Source organism: Pantoea sp. B550 (assembly GCF_024158165.1).
Taxonomy (GTDB): Bacteria; Pseudomonadota; Gammaproteobacteria; order Enterobacterales; family Enterobacteriaceae; genus Pantoea; species Pantoea alfalfae.
Window position 1 is genome coordinate 3,787,163 of the sequence record NZ_JAMYXI010000003.1, and the last position, 22,581, is coordinate 3,809,743.

The following is a 22,581-nucleotide window of genomic DNA, read 5'->3' on the forward strand; positions in this document are numbered from 1 at the left end:
AAAGGGGCGATCATCCGATCGCCCCTTTTAATGTTGAGTGTTTACGCCGTCACGGTTTCGGCATCACCTGACCGGCGCGTCACCAGCTTGCGCAGGGCGACGTAGAACACCGGCGTCAGGAACAGACCGAAGAGTGTCACGCCGAGCATGCCAGAGAAGACGGTAATCCCGGTCACGCCGCGCACTTCTGCACCCGCACCTTCACCCAGAATCAGCGGGATGGTACCGGCGATAAAGGCGATTGAGGTCATCACAATCGGACGCAGACGCAGGCGACACGCTTCCAGCGCCGCTTCGATAATCCCTTTGCCCTGAATCTCCAGCTCACGCGCAAACTCCACGATAAGAATCGCGTTCTTACAGGCGAGGCCCATCAGCACCACCAGTCCGACCTGCACGAAGACGTTGTTGTCACCGCCGGTCAGCCAGACGCCAAACAGCGCAGAGAGCATCGTCATCGGCACAATCAGGATCACTGCCAGCGGCAGCGTCCAGCTCTCATACAGCGCCGCCAGCACCAGGAACGCCAGCAGGACGGCCATCGGGAAGACAATCAGCGCGGTATTACCCTGGGTTGACTGCTGATAACTCAGGTCGGTCCACTCGATGTTCATGCCGTTCGGCAACAGCTGGCCGGACATCGCTTCCAGCTGACTCATCGCCTGCGCCGAAGAGAGCACGCGTGGATCGGCATCGCCAATTAAATCCGCCGCAGGATAGCCGTTATAGCGGATCACCGGATCGGGGCCGTAGGTGGTGGTGATGTTAACCATGCTGCCAATCGGCACCATCTCACCGCGGTCGTTGCGGGTACGCAGGTTCACAATACCTTCGACGCTGTCGCGGAACTCCCCATCCGCCTGCGCCATGACGCGCCAGGTGCGCCCAAAGCGGTTAAAGTCATTCACGTATGACGAGCCGAGATAGGTCTGCAGCGTGCTGAACAGTGCGGTCAGCGACACGCCCTGAGCTTTGGCTTTATCCCGGTCAACCTGCACATCAAGCTGTGGAACATTGGCCTGATAGGAGGAGATAGGGAAGTGCATCCCTGGCGTCTGCATGATGCTGCCCGACAGCGTATTAATTGCCGTTTGCAACGCGCCATAGCCCAGACCGGCACGGTCCTGCACATAGAGCGAATAGCCAGAGCCCTGACCCAGTCCCAGAATCGGCGGCGGCATAATCGAGAAGCCAAAGCCCTGCTGGATCTGCGCGATTTTTGCATTAATCTCCGCGTTAATCTCTGCCGCCGTATGTTTGCGCTCATTAAACGGCTTCAGACCAAAGAACACCGTGCCGCTGTTCGGGGTGTTGGTGAACTGCAGCGCATTCAGGCCGGGGAAGGCCACCGCATAGGCGACGCCTTCGGTCTGCATACCGATTTCGCTCATCTTACGAATCACTTCATCGGTGCGGGCCAGTGAGGAGCCTTCCGGCATCTTCACGCCGCCAATCAGATAGAGCTTATCCTGGGTTGGGATAAAGCCACCCGGCACGGTGTGGAACATAAAACCAGCACCGGCCAGCAACAGGATATAGACGCCAAATACCGCGCCACGGCGACGCAGCGTGCGGCCAACCAGCGATTCATAACCGTGCGCACTACGCTGGAAGAAGCGGTTAAACGGACGGAACAGCCAGCCGAACAGGGCATCAATGATTCGCGTCAGCCGATCTTTCGGCGCATCATGTCCTTTCAGCAGCATCGCCGCCAGCGCGGGCGAGAGCGTCAGCGAGTTAATCGCCGAGATCACCGTGGAGATCGCGATAGTGGTGGCGAACTGCTTATAAAACTGCCCGGTCACGCCAGAGAGAAACGCCATCGGCACAAACACCGCGCACAGCACCAGCGCGATGGCGATGATCGGCCCGGAGACCTCGCGCATTGCCTGATGGGCGGCGGCGCGCGGAGACAGTCCCATCTCAATGTTACGTTCGACGTTCTCCACCACCACAATGGCGTCATCCACCACGATACCGATCGCCAGTACCAGCCCGAACAGGCTCAGGGTGTTCAGCGAAAAGCCGAGCAGATAGAGCACGCTAAAGGTACCGACCACCGAAACCGGCACCGCCAGCAGCGGAATAATCGAGGCGCGCCAGGTCTGCAGGAACAGAATCACCACCAGTACCACCAGGATTACCGCTTCCAGCAGGGTCTGCACTACCGCTTTAATCGAGTCGCGGACAAACACCGTTGGATCGTAAGGTGCAGCCCATTTGACATCGTTGGGGAAGCGGGTTGCCAGCTCATCCATTTTGGCGCGAACCGCATTGGAGAGATCGATAGCGTTAGCGCCCGGAGCCTGGAAGATGCCGATACCGACCGCATCTTTGTTATTGAGCTGCGAGCGCAGGGCATAGCTGCCTGATCCCATCTCAATCCGCGCCACATCGCGCAGCCGCACCAGCGAACCATCTTCTGAGGTTTTCAGGATAATATCGCCAAACTGCTGCTCGCTCTCCAGTCGTCCCTGGGTGTTGATCGACAGCAGGAAGTCACTCTGCTTTTTCAGAGGCTCCGCGCCCAGCTGACCGGCAGAGACCTGCACGTTCTGCTCCTGCATCGCCGTCACTACGTCAGCGGCCGTCAGGCCACGCGCCGCAACTTTACTGGGATCAAGCCAGACGCGCATCGCATATTCGCCTGCGCCAAAAATCTGGATCTGACCGACACCCGGCAGGCGCGCCAGCTCATCTTTGACCTTGAGCGTGGCGTAGTTACGCAGGTAGAGCGAATCGTAGGTATTGTTCGGTGAAAACATGTGCACGACCAGCGTCAGCGTCGGCGACATCTTCTGGGTTGTCACGCCCAGCCGACGCACATCTTCCGGCAGACGGGCTTCCGCCTGTGCCACGCGGTTCTGCACCTGTACCTGTGCCTGATCGGGATCGGTGCCCGGACGGAAAGTAACGGTTGTCACCAGCACGCCGTCCGAACCGGCCACTGACTTCATGTACATCATGTTTTCGACGCCGTTGATCGCCTCTTCCAGCGGCGTTGCCACGGAATCCGCGATCACTTTCGGGTTAGCGCCAGGATACTCGGCGCGCACCTGCACGCTGGGTGGCACGACGTCGGGGTACTCACTGATTGGCAGCAGCGGAATGGCAATCATGCCGGTGACAAAAATCAGGATCGACAGCACCGCAGCAAAAATAGGCCGGTCGATAAAAAAGCGGGAAAAGTCCATAGCGGCCTCGAATTATTGAGCGGTTGCCGCACGCATGGCGACCTGCTGAGCTGTGACCGGCATGCCGGGCATAAAGACTTTTTGCAGACCGGCGATGATCACCTTGTCACCGGATTGCAGACCCGATTTAACGATACGCAGGCCATCTGCCATTGCGCCGGGCTGAATATCGCGCCGCTGTGCTTTACCTTCACCATCCACCACGTAGACATATTTGCGATCCTGGTCGGTCAATACCGCTTTATCATCGATTAGCACCGCCTCAAACTGTGCGCTGCCGGGCAGACGTACGCGGGCAAACAGGCCAGGCGTAAACAGCCGCTGTTGATTGTCGAGCAGGGCGCGCATACGAATGGTGCCGGTACTGGCGGTCAGCTGGTTATCCAGAAAATCAATTTTGCCCTGGTGCGGGAAACCCTGTTCGCCGACCAGCGCAATCTCAACCGGCAGCGCATGGCGCTGCTGGCCCTGACGCGCCATCGCCTGATAGTTCAGGAAGGTGTTCTCATCGACATCGAAATAGACATACATCTGCTGCTGCGACACCAGCGTAGTCAGCACACTGGCGCTGTCGCCGGCGGTCACCAGGTTACCGGCGGTGATCATCGCCCGGCTGGCGCGGCCATCAATCGGTGCGGTGACGCGGGTAAAGTCGAGGTTCAGCTGCGCCATATCGACCGCAGCTTCAGCAGCCAGCACATCAGCCTGCGCCTGACTGGCGGCCGAGCGACGCTGTTCCCATGCCTCGCGGGAAATCGCCTGGGTGCCGATCAGCTTCTCGCTGCGACCTGATTCGCTGCGGGCCAGACTGGCCTGACTGCGCGCCCGCGCCAGTTCCGCTTTGGCCTGCTCCAGCGCTGCGCGGTAGCTGCGGTCATCGATGGTAAACAGCACCTGACCTTTTCTGACCTCATCGCCTTCACGATAGTTAACGGCGTCGATATAACCCGAGACGCGCGGCCGCAGCTGTACGCTCTGCACCGCTTCAACCCGGCCATTGAAATTGTCCCACTGGCTGACCGGCTTGATCAGCACCGACGCGGCACTCACTTCAGGCGGTGGTGGCGGGGCGTTTTGCGCCACACCTTTATCGCAGCCGCTCAGTTGCGTGATGAGCAGTACCATCCCTAAGAGGGTTAAACCCTGACGAACCCGGTTCGTAATCATTGTTGTTATTCCGCGATAGATATAAAAGACGACCTGCAGGCCAATATTTGCAACTTTTAATATTGCAATTAATCGCAGGGAGTGTAGGCTTGCGTCGCGGGCAACTGCAAGAATAACAGATACACTTTATGTGCGGTTTTGGGCAGAGCGATGAAAGCCTGACCAGTTGCGCTAAAACCCTATAAACAGTGCGGCATTTAATGTACTAATAAAACTTGCATTAAATGGCATAGTCAGCCACCCTTAAGTGTAACTGCAACTGATACTAATACTTTTCGCCACGGCGACAGGAGAGACTGGAATGATGAGTGATGCTTTTATTCACGATTTAATCGACTGGATTGATAACAACATCGAAGCACGTCTGGATCTGGATACCGTTTCAGAGCGCGCGGGCTACTCCAAATGGCACCTGCAGCGCATGTTTAAAGAGCACACCGGTTATCCACTGGGTGAATACATCCGGGTTAAGAAGCTGAAGAAATCAGCCGATCGTCTGACCAGCACCGATGAACCGATTCTCAATGTGGCGATCTCGTTAGGTTTCGACTCCCAGCAGTCCTTTAACCGCAGCTTCAAACGTCAGTATGGTGTCGCGCCGGGTGCATGGCGTCGTCACAGCGGGGAATCGCACGCCGCATAACCTCGCCAGGGCCAGCTTGTCTGGCCCGCGCTTTTCTCGGCGCACAAAACTGGTATTATCTGCGTCCTGTTGTCTCGGATGCCATCATGTCAAAAAAACTCTGGATTGGACTTTTCCTTGTCCTCGCGGCCTGTTTCTACGGCCTTAAACCTTATCTGAACACTGTTTCAGCCCCTTCTCAGGCAGATATCGCCACCCTGACTGACGCCCATACCGTGGCGCGCTGGGTGCTGCAGCACCAGCAATTACCGGACTACTACCTCACTAAAAGTGATGCGCGTAAGCGTGGCTGGAATCCGGCCACAGGTAATCTGTGCGAGGTACTGCCGGGCAGAGCTATCGGCGGCGATCGCTTTACCAACCGTGAAAAGCGGCTGCCCGCGCGTGCGGGCCGTCAGTGGTATGAAGCGGATGTGAATTATCGCTGCGGTCACCGCGACGCCGACCGCCTGGTATACTCCTCTGACGGGCTGGTGTTCCTCTCCACCGACCACTACCGCAGCTTCAGACAGGTGCCCTGATTATGCTTAACCTGACCTTCGACCTGCGTCAGCTCACCACACGTGCGGCCTTTTATCAGCAGTTTGCTGAGCAGAGCGGCTGCCCGCAGCGCTTCGGCCATAATCTGGATGCGTTATGGGACTGGCTGACGGGCGGCATGGCGCTGCCTGCTACGGTCTGGCTGCAGCACTATGCTGCGCATGAAGCGGATTTAGCGCCGGTGCTGGCGCTGCTGGAAGAGGCGGCGCAGTCGCTGGAGGGCGAACTGCGCCTGATTATCGATTAAGTGCGCAGGGGCTTAAGGAGAGCAATCAGCGCTTCACGGGCCGCCACCGGCAGGTCGCCGCCGCCGGTATAACCATTGTTTTCAATAATCACCTGATTCAGCCCCACCAGCCAGTCGTAAATATAGTAGGCGGTGTGGTTGGCCGGAGCAGCAGAGAGTTTGGTCAGGCGCTGACCGGCACTGAAGCTGACGCTGGGTGCCGGAGGACGGGAGAAAATTGCCTGACCCCGGTTAACCCGGCTGGCTGGACGTTCGGATTCAGGACGCTGTAAAAAGCCGAGCCAGGCCACAAAATCCCCCAGCACTGTCATCGCCCGCGTCACCTGACGATCGGCGCGTGATTCATAGCTGACGCTCTGCGTATCCGGCTCATGCAACGCCTGCTGCAGTTTCTGCGCGATATCGGTGCGGAAACCGGCCGTAATCAGCTCTTCAACCAGCCACTCCATCGTCGCCTTGTCGACGTTAAGTAATGCCAGCAGGCTGCGATTTTCCGGCAACTGGCGCAGATGATCCAGCCACAGTAGCAGCACCTGACGCGGATACTGCTGAGCGCTCTGCAGACTCTGACGCGGCTGAACCGGCGCTTCCGCCGGACTTTCGCTGAACAGATCAAATTCAAACCCGATGCCAAACTGATTTTCCGGTGCCTGAATTGTGGCCGGTTTGCTGCCTGGCTGGGCCGACTGATTGAGCCAGAGCTGGCGCAGTGCTTCACGCGGCGGCTGCAGGCGCTCGAGCAGCTCGCCATGCAGACCGGTGCGATGCTGCAAACACTTCAGCAGCGTGTCGGCGATATTCTGTTTGCGTGCCGCCTGCTCCGGGCTGGCCCCCGCTTCGGTCCAGGGCAGCAGACGTCGCTCCACCACGGTGTGCTGGATCTGCGCCAGCTGAGCCAGCAACATGTCGCGGCGCGCTTCCGGCTGCATTTCGTCCAGCAACCAGCTCGCCATGCGATCGACGCCTGCGCGATCCAGTGCCAGCATCGACCCCCAGTGCTGACCGGGCTGTCCCATCTGACGCTGAACGGCTTCATCGACATTGACCTGCTGATGACGGGCATCGAAAGGAGTAATCGCCCAGATCAGACGCGGTTTCTCTGCAGATTCCTGGGCAGGCTGGTGGCGCTGCCATTCACGCAGCGTTTCGCTGGCAAGGTCAGCATCCTGACGCTGGCTGGCGGCAGTGCAGACCAGCAACAGATCAATCGCCTGCCGCGCAGCATAGAAGCCAGGCAGCAGGGCGCGTTTCTGTTCCAGCAGCAGTGCTCGCAGCGGATCCTGCTGCTGCAGGCGCTGACGATCTTCCTGCGTTGCCGCATCACTGGACTGACCCGGCGCGGGCAGCTCCAGCATATCGGCATCATCATAAAGCGCGGTTCGCGGTGTGGAACTCAGCGGGACCAGTACCTCCAGCGTCAGCAGCGCCAGTAGCCCCAGCGGCACGTTCTGCGCCTTGCCGATGCGGTTACCGTTCATCGGGCAGACTTCTACTGACTGCTGTTGATCCTGCTCACTGGCGGGCACAATCAGCTGCTCGGCAGGCAGCAGTGACGCATCGGTCAGCAGGCTCAGCGGCGCGAGTACCCGGCTGCTGTTACGCAGCTGGTGACGCAGATGCAGCAGGGTACGCAGCATCTCATTCAGGGCTGGCTGAGCAGGCCACAGCAGTGAAAAGAGCTGCACCCGGTCGTCAACGCTGAGCAAGGGCGCCAGCTCAACGGCCTGTGGCCAGAAATGGCGATCCAGCCGTGCATCGTGGTGCGGGCGACGGCGGCACCAGGACCAGAGTGTGACCAGCGCGTCGCCTTCCAGACCGGCCAGCGGCGTGGTGAGACGATGACGCTGCAGGCGCTGCAGGGTGCTGTCGATTTGCGCGGTGTCGGGCGTGGACGTTCTGGCACAGGCGACCATCAGCCGCACCAGTTCCGCTTCGCTCAGCAGCGTCAGTTCAACCGGCCATTCGCCTGACAGCGGTTCGCGCTGATGGCTGAAGCGAGTGGCGGTCGCAAAATCGAGGTTGCCGGGATTGATATGCTGAAACCAGCTCAGCTGTTTATCACCCATGCGGGTGACTAACTGGCCCTGTGCATCGGCCACCATTTCGTTCAGCAGCCAGGCTTTACCTGCCTGCGACTGGCCAAACAGCGCCAGCGTGACCGGACGCGCCACCTGCTGCGCCAGCGCCTGAGTCTGCACGCGCGCCTGGCGCAGTTGCAGCGTCAGGGTTTCGGCTTCCAGCGCCAGACGCGGCGACTGCTCACGTGTGGTCTCAATCCAGTTCAGGCTGTTATTCAGGGCGTCCTGCAACAGGCTAAGACGTTTTGCCAGCGTTTGTGGCTGACGGGGTTTTAACGCTTTCATCGTTTACACACGCTCCCGCTGTCAATCCAGTATTGCGCATTGGCATTGCCGGTCGCCGACAGGGTATTCAGCTTCAGACTTAACTGCTCCAGCGGCACGCGGGTGCCATCGTCCAGGCGCGCATCGCTCAGCACCAGACTTTCCGGGCCGGCGGCGTCGGGACCGGCTTTGACGGCCAGACGAATACGCAGCACGCTCTCACCGGCTACTTTACGCGCCAGCGTGGCGTCGTTCAGCGTCAGGCTGTAAAGCGGCGAGGCGGGCCAGCGTTCATTATCCAGCTGACGGAAACCGAGACAGACGTTGCCGCGAATACGGAAACTGCTTTTTTTATCCAGCGCATAGCCAGGATCGTCGAGGTCAATTTCGCTGTAGCAGAGGTTCTCGTCCGTCAGCGCCTGATTTTCATCGAGCATACCCAGGTAGCGAATGGTCGAATAGGGTTCAAAATCCCCGGCGCGGAACCAGAAGCTGCTGAGACGCAGATCCAGCGCCAGCAGGCAGAGCATCGCGCCGACTGCTGCAGTAGATTTCGGGTTGTCGATGCGGCCATGTTTGTTAAACGGATACCAGTCACTGGTGTGATAGCCTTCCAGCGACAGAATACGGCTGCCCGGCAGCGGTTGCAGATGACGGACCAGCGCCTGAATGCCCGGGAAGCGCGACGGACGACCGGTCAGCAGCAGCACGTCACACTGATAGAGCGACACCACTTCACACATGGAGCGCAGCGCCGGAATAATCGCCATGCGGTGCTGCATAAACTCACCATGCAGCAGCGACAGGCTCACCACCAGAGGCACCTGCAGCAGGTCAAAGCGGCTGTTACCGCCCAGTTCGCGCTGAATTTCGCCGTTAACAAACGCCAGCACCGCCTCGCCCGGTGGCTGCTCGACCAGCTCGCCAAACAGCGCATTGATCTCCGCATGGCTCTCCAGCGGATCCCAGTTTTCGTAACGCTCAAGCACCGCCTGCGCCAGTGGAATAAACAGCTGTAAGGTAACCTGCTGACGCAGTGTCGCCTGACCGTCCATGCGGCTGTCATGACCAAACAGCTTGTTCATCAGCGGTTCCGCCAGGGTCAGGCCCGCTTTCTGCAGATGCTGCTGCAGCGCCGGTAAAATCCATAGCTGAATCACATCCAGCAGGATGTCGTCGCCCGCCACTTTAAAGCCTTCGCGGAACAGCAGACGCGGCGTGATTTTGACGTTGTTGCCCTGACCATCATCCAGACGATACTGGGTGATGGCGAGGTCGGTGGTGCCGCCGCCGATATCTATTGAGGCGATACGCAGGCTTTTGCCTGGCAGTTCGTCGGCCTCGCGCGGGCGATCAGGACGGGCCATGCTGCTGAAAAAGTCTTCGGCGCGACCAGCAAAGTTGACCTGGGTTTCGTTAAACAGCCAGACCATCTGACCACAGGTCGCTTCATCCCACTCCATCTGCACATCCGGCAGCGGTTTCGGGTTCTGACGCGGCAGAGAAGGTGACAGGTCATCGTCGTCCGCCAGCCAGCCCTCGGCTTTCCAGACCAGCGCCAGCGCTTCCTGCATCCGGCGGCGGAAAATTTCGCGCTCCGGCTTCGGCATCGCTGACGGCAGCGTCAGGATCACATGGCGCAGCTGACGCGGCGCGTGGCTCTGCGGCATACGCTGACGCTGTGCTGCACTGTTCATCTGCATCAGCGCCTGTGCCAGCAGCTCACACAGCATAAAGGTCATCAGCGAACTGCGGCTATAGTGCGGTGAAAAGACCGGCAGACGATCGTCGGGTGCCAGTGAGGAAAGCGGCTGGCCTTCGTCGTTGAGCAGGGTGGTAAAGGGTGCGGCATAAGCCAGGGGTTCAGCCTGATCGCCAGGGGTGTTAAAACGCCAGCCTGGCTGATAGCGGGCTTCATCCCACAGGTAACGACGTGGACTGGAGAGGCCGGTGCTGCCTTCCAGACCCACACGCTGTAGCGCCAGACGGCTTGCTTCGCGTCCCACGCGCGTCAGGGAAGGCCACATAAAGGCCTGCTCACGACCGCTCTCCAGCGAGAAGCTGGCTTTGCCGAAACGCGCCTCAGCAAACTCCAGACGGCTGTCAAACAGCTCGTTATACACCTGATGCGGCTGCGAGAGATCGCGCAGCTGCAGCTCATAGGTCTGCTTCAGGCCGTTGCTCTCTTCCGGGTGATCTTCCACCAGAATGCCGCAGGTATGAGAATTGCCGACATCCAGAATGATATCGACGTTGACCGCCGGGGTCTGTAGCGTGGCGGCCTGGATATGGATCTCACTGAGGTCGAGCTGCTCGCCCATCAGTTCCAGCAGATTGAGGTAGTGCGCCTGATACTCAAACTCGCGCAGGGCCTGATTAATTGCCTGTTCGCGGCGATCGGAAACACGGTCGGTAAAGGATTCTCGCAGCCAGCCGTCAACCCAGGTCAGGTCAAGAAAATCGCCCAGCTCGTAGTTGTGCCAGGCCAGCGCAAAGGTCACGCCGTTCTGCGCATCGGCAGCGCTAAGGCCGAGCTGTTCGCCGCCATCCTGTTCCGCTACACAGCGGGTATCAAAGGCCAGGGTAACGCGATGGGTATTGCCTGCCGCATCGGGCGCGGGCAGGGCCACCAGACGCATCCGCGCCCAGTTTTCCGGGCCGCCGATAAAACGACGGCCGCTGGCGCAGCGCAGCATCGGCAGCGGCAGCCAGCAGGCTGACAGCAGTGTGAGTGAGTCTGCCAGGGCGATATCCGACTCCGGTCGCACCACTTCAGCAGCGCCCCCATCTTCTGGGTAGAGCATGAATTTACCGCTGTTGCCATCGACGTTCAGGCGCAGCAGCGGGCCGTTAGCGGTCTGGCGCACAAACTGACGGCGTGCCTGGGTAGCTGAGAGTTGCAGGCCAAAATCCAGAAACTGCACACCGCTGTTTTCAATCAGCGAAATTTTTTGTTTGTCATCGATCAGGGGAGCCAGCATCGTTATTTACTCTCACGCTTAATCGTCATCGGGAATACCCGGTCTTCAGCATACTGTGCTTCACACACGGCGGCGCCCATACTCGCATGGCAGACCAGCAGTGGCATACGGTAGCGCGAACTGTTCTGACACTTCGCCGTGTAGCGGCTCTCAATCACCAGGTTACCGGCACTGGTCATGGCGGCGCTGACATCAGCTTTACAGGTGGTATTACCCTGGGCAACCTGCACGCTGCCTTTGCCATTTTTAAACTGGAAGCGCATCACCGGCGGCTTACCGGTCGGCGTCGGCATCTGGTCGATAGTCACACGCCAGCGGCCATCAATCACCTGTACCTGACCTTCGCGCACGGCGTCCGGCGTGACAATCAAATCATCAGGCTTAGCCGGAACCGGCGGGGTCACTGCACTGGCAAGGGTAGCAGATGAAGCGGCTGGTGCGGCTTCGGTCGTGCCAGCGCTGGCTGGTTTTTGCGGCTGCGACTCGGGTTGTTTCTCAGCTGTTGCTGTCTCCGCAGGTGTCGTTGCTGCCGGTGTAGCGGCAGGTGTGGCCGCTGCCGGGGCCTGACTCGCCGCAGAGGCAGGAGTAGAAACCGCGGCGGGCGCTGAAACAACCGCAGGGGCGGCGGCTGGCTTCGTTGATGCCACTGGTGTGGCGACAGGTTCAGGACGATGCAGCAGCACGGCCACCGTTACGGCGGCAGCAATCGCCACCGGCGGTAACAGATACCAGACGCGGAAACGACGGCGAGCCGCTACAGGTGCAACCGGCTCAGGCGCAACGGCTGCCGCGACTGGCAGCGGCTCCTCTTCAGGTTCAGGTGCAGGTTCAGGCTCAGCGACGATGACCGGCTCGACGGCAACAGGTGCGGCAGGCAGCTCAGGCAGCGGTTCAACCAGCGTCACCGGCAGATTCTCTTCCAGCGTGTCGCGCAGGCAGGCCAGCGCATCGTCACGGCTGCGTGCCTGGGCATCAACAAAGCCCCAGAAGGTAATGACCGGTTTGCCATCAACCAGATAAACATACTGCTGATCGGGGAATTGCAGGGTTTTGCTCAGCAGCGCACCAAACAGCCGCATCGACGGGTTCTCTGCCGCGCGCGCGCGCGTACTGAGATCCTGCATATCCTGCTGGCAGGCGGTAAGCTGCTGCAGTGCCACCCGACGTTCATGATCGCTGGCGCCCAGCCAGGATTTCACCCGGCCGCTGAAAGGGGCATACCAGTCGAGGCGGTCGCCCCGTTCATTGGCCTGAGGAATGGCCAGGCAATCTGCCAGTGCGCTCTGACGGCGCAGGCGCAGGGTTTCACGAATTTGCAATGCTGAGGCATAGACCGGCTGGCCATTTTCACCTAATGCCAGAACTGCATCTAAATTACCGCTGCGCAGAAAAGTTTTTGCCACCTGTTGGGCCCTTATCGGTCGTTGTCTGAGGCAGAAAATCGCGTGTTATCGACGATTAGGTTGATTTTACGCGGGGCAATGACAAATCAAACGGCAGAAAAGGAGGTAAATCCAGTGTTTTTTTCACCGGCGGGCGGAAAAATAATCGATATTTCAGCAGCTATCACGCAATCAGGCGGTTTTACGCACCAGCACCAGGTGAGCGATAACGCCACCGATCAGTCCCCAGAAGGCAGGGCCAATACCCAGCAAAGAGACGCCTGATGCGGTGATCAGAAACGTGATTAGCGCACTGTCGCGTTCGGCAGGCACATCGAGTGCGCGATGCAGGCTGCCGCCCAGGGTAGCCAGCAGAGCCAGACCCGCCAGCGCCTCAATCAGCACCGCAGGTAGCGCACTGAACAGCACGGCAATCAGCGCACCGGACGCGCCCGCCAGCAGATAAAAGACCCCGGCCAGCGCAGCGGCACGCCAGCGTTGCTGCGGATTAGCGTCGACTTCATCGCTCATGCAGATCGCCGCCGTAATCGCCGCCACGCAGACCGAAAAGCCTCCAAAAGGCGACAACAGCAGCGCTGTAACACCGGTCCAGCTCATCAGAGAAGAGACCGGCGGACGGTAGCCGTGCGCCTGTAACGTCGCGATGCCAGGGGCATTCTGCGACGCCATGGTCACCAGGAAATAGGGCACGCCGATCCCCAGCAGCGTGGTCAGGGTAAAGTGCGGCATTACCGGCTCCGGCAGTGCCAGCATCATCGCCTGCGGGGGAAAATGGATGGCATGCTGGGCCAGTGCCACGGCAATCCCTACCATCAGCGTCACCAGAATGGCATAGCGTGCCAGCCAGCGACGGGCCAGCAGCCATGCGAGGCACATGCTGCCACACAGCACAAAGTTGCTCTGCAAATCGGCAAAGGTCTGCAGCCCGAAGCGCAACAGAATACCGGCCAGCATCGCCGCCGCCAGCGAGGCGGGAATACGGTTCATCAGCCGGGCAAACAGGCCGGTCACGCCGCACACCACGATCAGCAGATTTGCGAAAACAAACACGCCCACCGCCTCATTCAGCGTAACGCCGTGAAAGCTGGTCGCCAGCAGCGCGGCACCGGGCGTGGACCAGGCGGCCAGCACCGGCATGCGGTAGCGCAGTGAAAGACCCAGCGAGACAATCCCCTGCGCAAGACCCAGCACTGACAGCCAGCCACCAATCTGCGCCGGTGAAGCGCCCGCCGCCTGAAACATCTGATAAATAATCGCGCCGCTGCTGCTGTAGCCCACCAGCACAGCAACAAAGCCGGAGACCAGCATCGGCAGGGTAAAACGGGACGGTTCGGCTCTCGTCATGGTCAGACTCAATTTAAGGTGTGCGTTATAGCGCACATGTTCGCATAGTGCGCTATAACGCACAAGTGTTACACTATCGGCATAACGTCACCTGCCAGGGTGACGAGAACTCAGGAGAAAAAATGGCAGATTTTCAGCAACACCTGAGCGGTGCGCTCAGACAGTTGCGCCAGGCCAATGGCTGGAGCCTGACGCTGACGGCGGAGCGAACCGGCGTCAGTAAAGCGATGCTGGGGCAGATTGAGCGGGGTGAATCCAGTCCGACGGTGGCGACGCTGTGGAAGATTGCTACCGGGTTTAACGTTCCCTTTTCCTTTTTTATCGACGGGAGCGCGTTGCCTTCCGGCACCATATCGGGATTCAGTCAGCCCAACGCTGACATGTCGGTACGCTCCGTGCTGCCTTACGATCCGCAACTGCGATTTGATCTGCTGGCGGTGGAGCTGGCCGCGGGCGCGCAGAGCCATTCCTCGCCACATGAAGCGGGCTGCGTGGAGCAGGTGGTGGTTATTGAGGGCGAACTGTTGCTGGGGGTCAACGATCGCTGGCGGCGTCTGCTAAAAGGCGAGGCGTTTCAGTTCAGCGCCGACGTGCCGCACAGCTACCGCAACCCGCTCAGCACGCCGCTGCGCTTTCACAGCCTGATTCACTATCTGCAGCGCCCGGACGTTACAAATTGATACCGGAGCAAACTACACAGTTTACCTTCGTATCTTTATACTTTCGCTTATCGATGGAGACGGGAAATGCGCGATCTGACTGAATCTGCTGCCACGCTGCGCATGCTGGTGGGCAAGCTGGGTCGCCGGTTGCGCGAATCGGCACCGCCTGGCGAACTCACCTGGTCGCAGGTGGCGGTGCTGGGGCATCTGGTGCGCGACGGGGCGATGACGGTGACGCAACTGGCCGCCGCCGAGGGCGTGCGCACCCAGTCAATGGGGACGACCGTCGCCGGATTAGTGGCGGCAGAACTGATAACGGGCGAGCCCGATCCCCATGATGGCCGTAAAACACGCTATCTGCCCACCGCATCGAGCCTGGCGGTAATTACGTCGAGTCGTGCAATGCGCGATGACTGGCTGGTCAGGACACTGGATGCGCGGCTCAGTCCGGCAGAGCAGCAACAACTGACCGACGTTCTCCCTCTGCTGCAACGACTCACTGACTATTGAACCTGAGGATCCAACATGGCTGTAACCACACTTGATGCAAAAACTGCGCTGATTGTTATCGACCTGCAACATGGCATTGTAGCGCTGCCTCTGGTCCATGAGCCGCAGCCGGTGATCGAACGCTGTGCCGATCTGGCTGAGGCATTTCGCGCGCACGACCTGCCGGTGGTGCTGGTTAACGTGGCCGGTGGGGCACCTGGCCGTAACGAGCAGGCACGTCACAACGGCGATCTGACTGACGACTGGGCCACGCTGGTTCCGGCGATGACGCCGCAGCAGAATGATCTCACCATCACCAAGAAAACCTGGGGCGCGTTTCATAACACGGCGCTGCATGAGGAACTGCAAAAGCGCGGCATTACTCAGGTCGTGATCTGCGGTATTGCGACCAGCATCGGCGTGGAGTCGACGGCACGTCAGGCGTATGAATTAGGTTACAACGTCACGCTGGCGACCGATGCGATGACCGATCTCAACATGGATACGCACAACAACAGCGTAAAATTGATATTCCCGCGCCTGGGTGAATCCGGCAGCTGTGACGATATTGTGGCGCAGCTAAAATCCCGTGCCTGATAAGCGTATGACGGTATGATCCGGACCACCGCAATGGTGGCCCGGATAGTTTTAACGGAAGGCGTAACCCAGCGTCACACCGACGCTATAGTTGCGGCCCGGCGCAGACTCGAAGTAGCGACCATTGCTCTCATTCACAATCACTGAACCCACGTAGTGCCGGTCAAACAGGTTATCGACCCGGCCAAACAGATCCAGCGTCCAGTTCTCCACCAGCCACTTATAGCCACTGTTTACGGCCGCCACGGTGTAAGACGGGGTATTCACGTTGTTCTGATCTTCAGCGGCGATCTGGCTCAGATAACGCACTTCACTGCCGGCGTAAAAGCCCTGTTCCGGCAGATAGCCGAGTCCGGCGTACGCCATGTTTCGCGCGATGCCCGGAATGCGGTTGCCGTCACAGCTATCGCTGCCGCAGGCGTTGCTGCGATAACGCGCATCCAGCAGTGTATAGGCCATCTTCAGCCGCCAGTCCCAGGCAAACTGCTGATCCAGGCTTAACTCCAGACCGCGGCGGCGGGTCTGACCGGCATTTTTATAGGTAGTTCGTCCGCCGCTGCTGGTATCCGCCACAATCTCATCGCGGGTATCGGTCTGGAACAGCGCCGCGCTGACCAGGCCATTGCCGATGCGTTTTTTGCTGCCGATCTCCAGCGTGTCGCTGGTGGCCGGTTTCAGCCCCAGGTTCAGGCCGGTCGCGCCATCCGAGCGGTAAGAGAGCTCATTAATGGTCGGCGTTTCAAAGCCGCGTCCGGCGGAGATCCACGCGTTCCAGCTCGGGTAAAACGCATATTTCAGCGCCGCCGCGGGCAGCCACTTGTGATACCGCGCCTCACCGCTGTCGTCACCGTTACCGGGCCGGATATAGAAGTCATTGGAATCAAAGTTAACGGTGCTGAAGCGCACGCCTGCATCCAGCGACAGTTTATCGGTGAGCTGCCAGTTGGTCTGCACATAAGGATCGAGCGTCCACATCAGGTTGCGCTCGTTGCGGCGCAGATTGCCCTGTTCGCCCAGCTGCGTTACGCCGCTGCTGACGGTGTAGTTTTCATAACCCTTGCGGCGCTCGGTCATGGTTTCGTAGTCGAGTCCGCCGGTCACCGCCACCGGCATCGACAGCAGCGTGTCGCGATGGGTCCAGCGCGTATCGACGCCCTGATAGTGGCGGGTAAGGTCGATCACGCCTCCTGGATGAGAGGGATTACGCTGAACGGCGGCAGGAATGGACTGGAACTGCGTGGTTTCACGCACTCCTGCATAGAGCATTACGCTGAGGTCATCGTTTTCACTCATCTGGCGCTGATAACGCAGGCCGCCCTGGGTCTGATCGACCGTTTTACGGGTGTTGTAAAGCGTAACGTTACTGACCACCTGGCGCAGATTGTCACGCCACTGCGCTTCGGTTAAGCCGCCGGGATCCTGGGCGTCAATGTGCACGCTGTTAAACAGCAGCGTCAGGGTACTGACATCATCGATGCGCACGCCGAGCCGGGCGTTGCCGAGGTTTTTCTGCGCAGAACTGTGATCGCGATAACCGTGGGTCGTAAAGCGTGAGGCGGAGACGGTGTAGTTCACATCCCCGGCGTGCGTGCCGTCACCGGTTGCGCCACTGGCTTTAACGCTGTTGCGCCAGCTGCCGTAACTGCCGTACCAGCTGCCCGCTTCCAGCGTGGCCGGCTGCTGACCCTGCTGGGTGGTCACATTGATCACGCCGCCCGATGCGTTGCCATAGAGCGCAGAAAAGGGGCCGCGTAGCACCTCGACATGATCAATCGAGCCGATATCAATATTGGAGGTCTGCGCCTGACCGTCCGGCATGGTGGCCGGGATGCCATCCACATAGATGCGCAGCCCGCGTACGCCGTAGGTTGAGCGGGAGCCAAAGCCACGCATCGACAACTGCAGGTCCTGGGCGTAATTCTGGCGGTTTTGGATCTGCAGACCCGGCACGGTGCTGAGGTTTTCCGACAGGTTAACGCGCGGCGCAGCCTGACGCATATCGTCGCCGCTGACCACACTCAGGGCGGCGGGGGTATCAAGCTCGTTAAGGCCCGTTTCTGGCGGAGCGGCCGTGACGACCAGGGTATTGTCATTGTCTGCTGCCAGCAGCGGCAGCGGCAAAATGGCAGGCAACATCAGCAGCGTCGCCTGCCGCAGAGAGAGTATTTTCATTATCAGAGGCCTGAAAAGAGAAGCATAAATGAACCAGGTGGAACAATTGCCGCATAGGGTAAGGCTTCGGGGTGCCGGGGTACACCGTTTCACGCTGGATTTTTTCTCTGTTTACCGCCAGGCTGGAATCCATCTTTTGCAGTAATAAGGCATCCAGCATTGACGGATGCAGACACAAACTTATGGGAGTCAGCATGAAACAACCTGAAGTGGCGGTTCTGGGATTAGGCGCAATGGGGCATGCATTTGCCGCCAACCTGCTGAAAAAAGGCTTTCGCGTACACGGCTGGAACCGTACCCGCGCGCGCGGCGAGGATTTGCTGGGCGCCGGATTGCAGCTGGCTGATTCACCGGCAGAGGCGGTACGCGAGGCAGATGTGGTAATCGCCATGCTCTCCGACGGTGACACCACAGAGCAGGTGCTGCATCAGGCCAAAGCGGCGTTTAAGCAGGGTGCGACGCTATGTCAGATGGGCACCATCGGCGTGGAAAAAACCGATGCGCTGATCGCCTTTTTCACAGCGGAACGACCGGATCTGCTGTTCATCGACGCGCCGGTTTCCGGCACCAAAGCACCCGCAGAAAACGCACAGATTCTGGTGCTGGCCAGTGGCGATCAGAGCCGTGCCCAGGCGGCAGAAACGGTGTTTGCCGCCATCAGCAAAGAGACAAAGTGGCTGGGCGAGGCGGGCAAAAGCACCCGCATGAAGCTGGTCATCAATAGCTGGCTGATTGGCATGATGCAGAGCCTGGCAGAGAGCACCCGGCTGGCGGAGGCGTTCGGCTTTTCTACCGACGATCTCTGGCAGGTGCTGGAGGGCGGTCCGCTGGCCGCACCGTATGCAAAAATGAAGCTCGGGATGATCGCCAGCGACGACTTCACGCCGCAGATGCATCTGGTCTGGGCGCTGAAAGATGCCCGCCTGGCGCTGGATGCCGCAGAGACGCCGCTGCCGGCGCTGGAGAATATCGCCCAGCTCTGGCAGCAGGCGGTGGAGGCCGGACACGGTGAAGAGGACCTGGCGGTGATCTACCGCTACCTGAAGGCGCAATGAGTCAGCAACATTTTGACTTCAGCACGCGTCCGCTGGTGCCGCTGGCACACGATTACCTGCACGGTGCCAGCGAACCCTGGCACCAGCACGCCTGTGCCCAGCTGATCCACACCCTGAGCGGCGTGGTACGGGTGGAGACGGAGTATGGCAGCTGGATTGTGCCGCCGAGTCGCGGCGTCTGGCTGCCCGCATTTACCCGTCATGCGCTGCAGATTACCGGCAGTGTGGCGGCGCGCACGCTGTTTATCGATCCGCTGGCGCGCGCCGATCTGCCCGCCAGTTGTCAGGTGGTGCAAATCTCACCGCTGCTGCGCGAACTGATTGTCACGGCGCTGAGCCTGCCAGATCGTTACGCCGCAGGCAGTCGGGCCGAGCGGGTGATGGAGTTGATTCTGGATGAAATCCGCGGCATGGAGGTGCTGCCATTTGCCTTGCCGACGCCCGACAGCCCCCGTTTACAGGCCCTGTGCGAGCTGATTCAGCAGACGCCCGGTGAAAGCTGGACGCTGCTGCGCGCCAGCGCCCACCTGAATGTTTCGGGCCGCACTCTGGCCCGCCATTTTATGCGCGAAACCGGCCTGCAGTTCAGCGACTGGGTGCGCCGCGCCCGCCTGGCTATCGCCCTGACGCGACTGGCGCAGGGCGACTCCGTACTGCGGGTGGCGCTGGAGCTGGGCTATGAAAGCCCCAGCGCGTTTAGTGCGATGTTTCGTCGTCTGCTGGGCGCCTCTCCGACGGACTACTTTTCGCCTGCAGAAACTGGCCTGCTGCGCTGAGCAGCGCCTGCATCGCGGCGCGGGCGGTGTCATTGTCGATACTCACTCCCCAGGCTCGCGCGCCACGGGCATCCACGCAGCTGATATAGGCCACCGAGCGGCTGTCACTGCGCCGTCCCAGCGTATGCTCGTGATAGCCCTCGATGGTCAGATGCAGATCAAACGTGCTGCGCAGGGCATTGACCGCCGCCGACAGCCAGCCGTTGCCGCTGCCGGTCAGCATCAGCGATTGCGTCTGATACACCACGCTGGCGCTAATCTGCGTCTGCCCGCCGCTGTCACTCTGGCTGTCAGCCCGCTGTAATGCCAACGCGGGCTGCGTTACGCCATACTGGCGGCAGAAGAGCTGCCACAGCGCGTAGTGCGTCATCTCTCCGCCGTGCCGGTCAGTCTCCTGCTGAACACAGCGGCTGAAATCCTGCTGCAGCGCTCGCGGCATTTGTAACCCGTGATTCTGCTCCAGCAGCCAGGCGGCCCCGCTTTTTCCCGACTGGCTGTTAACGCGGATCACCGCCTCATAGCTACAGCCAATGTCGGCCGGGTCCAGCGGCAGGTAAGGCATCTGCCACTCTTTTTCCTGCTGCTGAGCGCGGATGGCAAACCCTTTTTTGATTGCATCCTGATGAGAACCAGAGAAGGCAGTGAAGACCAGCTCGCCCGCATAAGGATGGCGCGGATGAACCGGCAGCTGGTTGCAGCGGGTTACCACTTCAATCACCTCATGCATCTGGCTGAAATCGAGCTGGGGCGAAACGCCCTGGGTATAGAGATTCAGCGCCAGCGTCACCAGGTCCACATTGCCGGTGCGTTCACCGTTACCAAACAGACAGCCCTCGACCCGGTCAGCGCCCGCCAGCAGCGCCAGTTCTGCGCAGGCGACGCCGGTGCCGCGATCGTTGTGCGGATGCACGCTGATGCAGACAGCATCACGGCGGCTGAAGTGACGGCAGAAATACTCAATCTGATCGGCATAAACGTTGGGGGTATTGACCTCTACCGTGGCGGGAAGGTTAATGATCATCGGGCGCTGCACGTCCGGTTGCCAGACATCGGCTACCGCCTCGCAGATCTCCAGCACAAACTCCGGCTCGGTAAAGCAGAAGGTCTCTGGTGAATATTCAAAGGTCCAGTGGGTGTCCGGCTGCGCCTCGCATTCGGCGCGGATCTGCCGTGCACCAGCGGTGGCCAGCGCCACGATTTCCGCTTTGCTCTGCTTAAATACCCGCTCGCGAAACAGCGGCGCGGTGGCGTTATAAAGATGCACGATGGCGCGCGGGACTCCCTGCAGCGCCACAAACGTGCGGGCAATCAGGTCTTCCCGCGCCTGAGTCAGTACCTGTAACGTCACATCCTCCGGGATACGCTGTTGCTCAATCAGGTCGCGGACGAAACCGAAATCCGTCTGCGAGGCAGAGGGAAAGGCGACCTCGATCTCCCGAAACCCGCAGCGCAGCAGCAGATCCCAGAAGGCCATTTTGCGTTCCCGATCCATCGGTTCTGCCAGCGCCTGATTGCCGTCACGCAAATCGGTGGAAAGCCAGCGCGGCGCCTGGGTCAGCTGGCGTGAGGGCCACTGGCGATCGGGCAGGGTGATCAGCGGGGAGGGACGATATTTATCAGCGGGTCGGGTCAGCATAGGAGTCTCCTGTGGTTTTTTTATCAGTCTGCCGACACGGCTCCGGGTCCGCGCGCGCAAGGCTGCCAACCTGACGCGCAAAAGTGACAATACCCTGCATGACCTGCATGACCTGCATGACCTGCATGACCTGCATGACCTGCATGACCTGTGTTGCCCTGCGTGCGCTCTGGTTTGGTGAATCCGCCGGGCAGGGTTAGCATGGTCACCTGTTTATCCGGGTGAACACTTATGCTGATTTTTGACGGCCACAATGATCTCTTGCTTAACCTCTGGCTGCATCATCGCGATGCACCCGTGCAGGCGTTTTATCAGGGCATTGAACGGGGCCACCTCGACTATCCGCGCATTCAGCAGGGCGAGATGGGCGGCGGGCTGTTTGCGATTTTTGTGCCGCCGCAGGCGTACATTGCCAGCACTGTTCCGGCCCGCGCCGATGAGCCGTATGAACCGCTGCAAATCATGTGGCAGCAGCTCGATATCCTGAGGCAGCTGGCCGAGGCACCAGGCGGACGGGCGCGACTCTGTCTCAGCAGTGACGAGATTGCCGCCTGCCGCGCGGAAGGCGTGCTGGCGATGGTGGCGCACATTGAAGGTGCTGATGCGCTGGACGAAGAGGGCGAGCAGCTGCACGCCTTCTGGCAGGCGGGTGTGCGCAGTATCGGGCCATTCTGGAATCTGCGCAGCCGCTTTGGTGAAGGCGTCAGTGGCTCGTTTCCCGGCACGCCCGATACCGGGCCGGGGCTGACCGCCGTCGGTGAAAAGCTGATTCAGCAAGCGAGTAGCCTGAAGATGATGATCGACGTGTCGCACATGAATACCAATGCGTTCTGGGACACCGCCCGGCTTTCCCGTGCGCCCCTGGTCGCCAGCCACTCCAACGCGCACGCCCTCTGCCCACAGCCGCGCAATCTGACCGACGATCAACTGGTAGCGATCCGCGACAGCGGCGGTCTGGTTGGCATTAACTTTGGCAATGCGTTTCTGCGCGCCGATGGAAAACGCGACGCTGAAACGCCATTAACAGAAATTGTTAAGCATTGTGATCACCTGTTGAAGATAATGGGCAGCGACCATGTGGCCTTTGGCTCTGATTTCGACGGGATTACCCCTCCGGCCGCGCTGGGCGATGTCAGCGGAATGCCGCGATTGCTCGCCGCTTTTCAGGAAGCGGGCTATGATCAGAGACTGACAGAGAAGCTGGCATGGGGAAACTGGCAGCGGGTTTTACATCTGACCGGGCTGTGATAACAATTTCCTTATGTTCCGGGCTTGATCCCGACGCGCCATTGGCGCAACATCTGCCTGGAAATTGTGACGGTGTTCTCATTTA

At 59.9% G+C, this 22,581-nt stretch carries 18 protein-coding genes; 9 read left to right on the plus strand and 9 right to left on the minus strand.

Annotation, left to right across the window (positions count from 1 at the left end; all coding sequences use genetic code 11):
• Nucleotides 1–41: 41 nt before the first annotated feature.
• Both oqxB and NIM72_RS20795 read right to left on the minus strand, forming a co-directional pair.
• Nucleotides 42–3,194, minus strand: a complete 3,153-nt coding sequence (gene oqxB / locus NIM72_RS20790) for a multidrug efflux RND transporter permease subunit OqxB (RefSeq protein ID WP_253421828.1) — start codon at nucleotides 3,192–3,194, stop codon at nucleotides 42–44.
• A 12-nt stretch (nucleotides 3,195–3,206) separates the two neighbouring features.
• Nucleotides 3,207–4,361, minus strand: a complete 1,155-nt coding sequence (locus NIM72_RS20795) for an efflux RND transporter periplasmic adaptor subunit (protein ID WP_253421831.1) — start codon at nucleotides 4,359–4,361, stop codon at nucleotides 3,207–3,209.
• 301 nt (nucleotides 4,362–4,662) lie between these two features.
• Here NIM72_RS20795 and NIM72_RS20800 point away from each other — a divergent pair, with 301 nt between their 5' ends.
• The 3 genes from NIM72_RS20800 to NIM72_RS20810 all read left to right on the plus strand — a co-directional run bounded on the left by NIM72_RS20800 (nucleotide 4,663) and on the right by NIM72_RS20810 (nucleotide 5,791).
• Nucleotides 4,663–5,004 (plus strand): helix-turn-helix domain-containing protein, encoded by a 342-nt coding sequence (locus NIM72_RS20800; RefSeq protein ID WP_013357796.1) that lies wholly within the window; start codon nucleotides 4,663–4,665, stop codon nucleotides 5,002–5,004.
• Between the two features lie 86 nt (nucleotides 5,005–5,090).
• Nucleotides 5,091–5,525 carry a ribonuclease domain-containing protein gene (locus tag NIM72_RS20805; protein WP_161732421.1) on the plus strand — a complete coding sequence of 145 codons (435 nt, stop codon included), beginning with the start codon at nucleotides 5,091–5,093 and terminating at the stop codon, nucleotides 5,523–5,525.
• A 2-nt stretch (nucleotides 5,526–5,527) separates the two neighbouring features.
• The gene (locus NIM72_RS20810) at nucleotides 5,528–5,791 is read left to right on the plus strand and encodes a barstar family protein (protein WP_253421836.1); all 264 of its coding nucleotides are present in this window, start codon (nucleotides 5,528–5,530) and stop codon (nucleotides 5,789–5,791) included.
• Here the strand turns inward: NIM72_RS20810 and NIM72_RS20815 are convergent.
• The 4 genes from NIM72_RS20815 to NIM72_RS20830 all read right to left on the minus strand — a co-directional run bounded on the left by NIM72_RS20815 (nucleotide 5,788) and on the right by NIM72_RS20830 (nucleotide 13,861).
• Complete coding sequence (locus NIM72_RS20815) at nucleotides 5,788–8,154, minus strand: virulence factor SrfC family protein (protein ID WP_253421846.1); 2,367 nt, start codon at nucleotides 8,152–8,154, stop codon at nucleotides 5,788–5,790. The two genes, NIM72_RS20810 and NIM72_RS20815, sit on opposite strands and share 4 nt — an antisense overlap.
• Nucleotides 8,151–11,114: a virulence factor SrfB gene (locus NIM72_RS20820; protein WP_222924063.1), complete on the minus strand. Its 2,964-nt coding sequence runs from the start codon at nucleotides 11,112–11,114 to the stop codon at nucleotides 8,151–8,153. The genes NIM72_RS20815 and NIM72_RS20820 overlap by 4 nt, the downstream gene beginning before the upstream one ends.
• A gap of 2 nt (nucleotides 11,115–11,116) precedes the next feature.
• Nucleotides 11,117–12,517 (minus strand): SrfA family protein, encoded by a 1,401-nt coding sequence (locus NIM72_RS20825; protein ID WP_253421848.1) that lies wholly within the window; start codon nucleotides 12,515–12,517, stop codon nucleotides 11,117–11,119.
• A gap of 171 nt (nucleotides 12,518–12,688) precedes the next feature.
• Nucleotides 12,689–13,861: a benzoate/H(+) symporter BenE family transporter gene (locus NIM72_RS20830; RefSeq protein WP_253421850.1), complete on the minus strand. Its 1,173-nt coding sequence runs from the start codon at nucleotides 13,859–13,861 to the stop codon at nucleotides 12,689–12,691.
• 122 nt (nucleotides 13,862–13,983) lie between these two features.
• Between NIM72_RS20830 and NIM72_RS20835 the strand changes: the two genes are divergently transcribed.
• The 3 genes from NIM72_RS20835 (at nucleotide 13,984) to NIM72_RS20845 (ending at nucleotide 15,609) form a co-directional block, all read left to right on the plus strand.
• Nucleotides 13,984–14,541 carry a helix-turn-helix domain-containing protein gene (locus NIM72_RS20835; protein WP_161732409.1) on the plus strand — a complete coding sequence of 186 codons (558 nt, stop codon included), beginning with the start codon at nucleotides 13,984–13,986 and terminating at the stop codon, nucleotides 14,539–14,541.
• A gap of 66 nt (nucleotides 14,542–14,607) precedes the next feature.
• A complete protein-coding gene (locus NIM72_RS20840; protein WP_013357804.1) occupies nucleotides 14,608–15,033 on the plus strand; it encodes a MarR family winged helix-turn-helix transcriptional regulator in 426 nt (141 codons plus the stop codon).
• A 15-nt stretch (nucleotides 15,034–15,048) separates the two neighbouring features.
• On the plus strand, nucleotides 15,049–15,609 hold the full coding sequence (locus NIM72_RS20845; RefSeq protein ID WP_253421852.1) for an isochorismatase family protein: 561 nt from the start codon (nucleotides 15,049–15,051) through the stop codon (nucleotides 15,607–15,609).
• A gap of 51 nt (nucleotides 15,610–15,660) precedes the next feature.
• Here the strand turns inward: NIM72_RS20845 and pqqU are convergent, their stop codons facing one another.
• On the minus strand, nucleotides 15,661–17,781 hold the full coding sequence (gene pqqU / locus NIM72_RS20850) for a TonB-dependent receptor PqqU (RefSeq protein WP_253421855.1): 2,121 nt from the start codon (nucleotides 17,779–17,781) through the stop codon (nucleotides 15,661–15,663).
• Nucleotides 17,699–17,977, minus strand: coding sequence for a hypothetical protein (locus NIM72_RS20855; RefSeq protein ID WP_222924057.1), 279 nt, complete (start codon nucleotides 17,975–17,977; stop codon nucleotides 17,699–17,701). The genes pqqU and NIM72_RS20855 overlap by 83 nt, the downstream gene beginning before the upstream one ends.
• On the opposite strand from NIM72_RS20855, the gene NIM72_RS20860 reads away from it, so the two are divergent.
• Nucleotides 17,976–18,836 carry an NAD(P)-dependent oxidoreductase gene (locus NIM72_RS20860; RefSeq protein WP_253421857.1) on the plus strand — a complete coding sequence of 287 codons (861 nt, stop codon included), beginning with the start codon at nucleotides 17,976–17,978 and terminating at the stop codon, nucleotides 18,834–18,836. The two genes, NIM72_RS20855 and NIM72_RS20860, sit on opposite strands and share 2 nt — an antisense overlap.
• Complete coding sequence (locus NIM72_RS20865) at nucleotides 18,833–19,612, plus strand: helix-turn-helix domain-containing protein (protein ID WP_161732401.1); 780 nt, start codon at nucleotides 18,833–18,835, stop codon at nucleotides 19,610–19,612. Before NIM72_RS20860 ends, NIM72_RS20865 begins: the two co-directional genes overlap by 4 nt.
• On the opposite strand, the gene leuA is transcribed toward NIM72_RS20865, so the two are convergent.
• Entirely contained in the window at nucleotides 19,533–21,248 is a 1,716-nt protein-coding gene (gene leuA, locus NIM72_RS20870) for a 2-isopropylmalate synthase (protein ID WP_253421860.1), read from the minus strand. The two genes, NIM72_RS20865 and leuA, sit on opposite strands and share 80 nt — an antisense overlap.
• 231 nt (nucleotides 21,249–21,479) lie before the next feature.
• Here leuA and NIM72_RS20875 point away from each other — a divergent pair, with 231 nt between their 5' ends.
• Nucleotides 21,480–22,496, plus strand: a complete 1,017-nt coding sequence (locus NIM72_RS20875; protein ID WP_161732397.1) for a dipeptidase — start codon at nucleotides 21,480–21,482, stop codon at nucleotides 22,494–22,496.
• Nucleotides 22,497–22,581 lie beyond the last annotated feature (85 nt).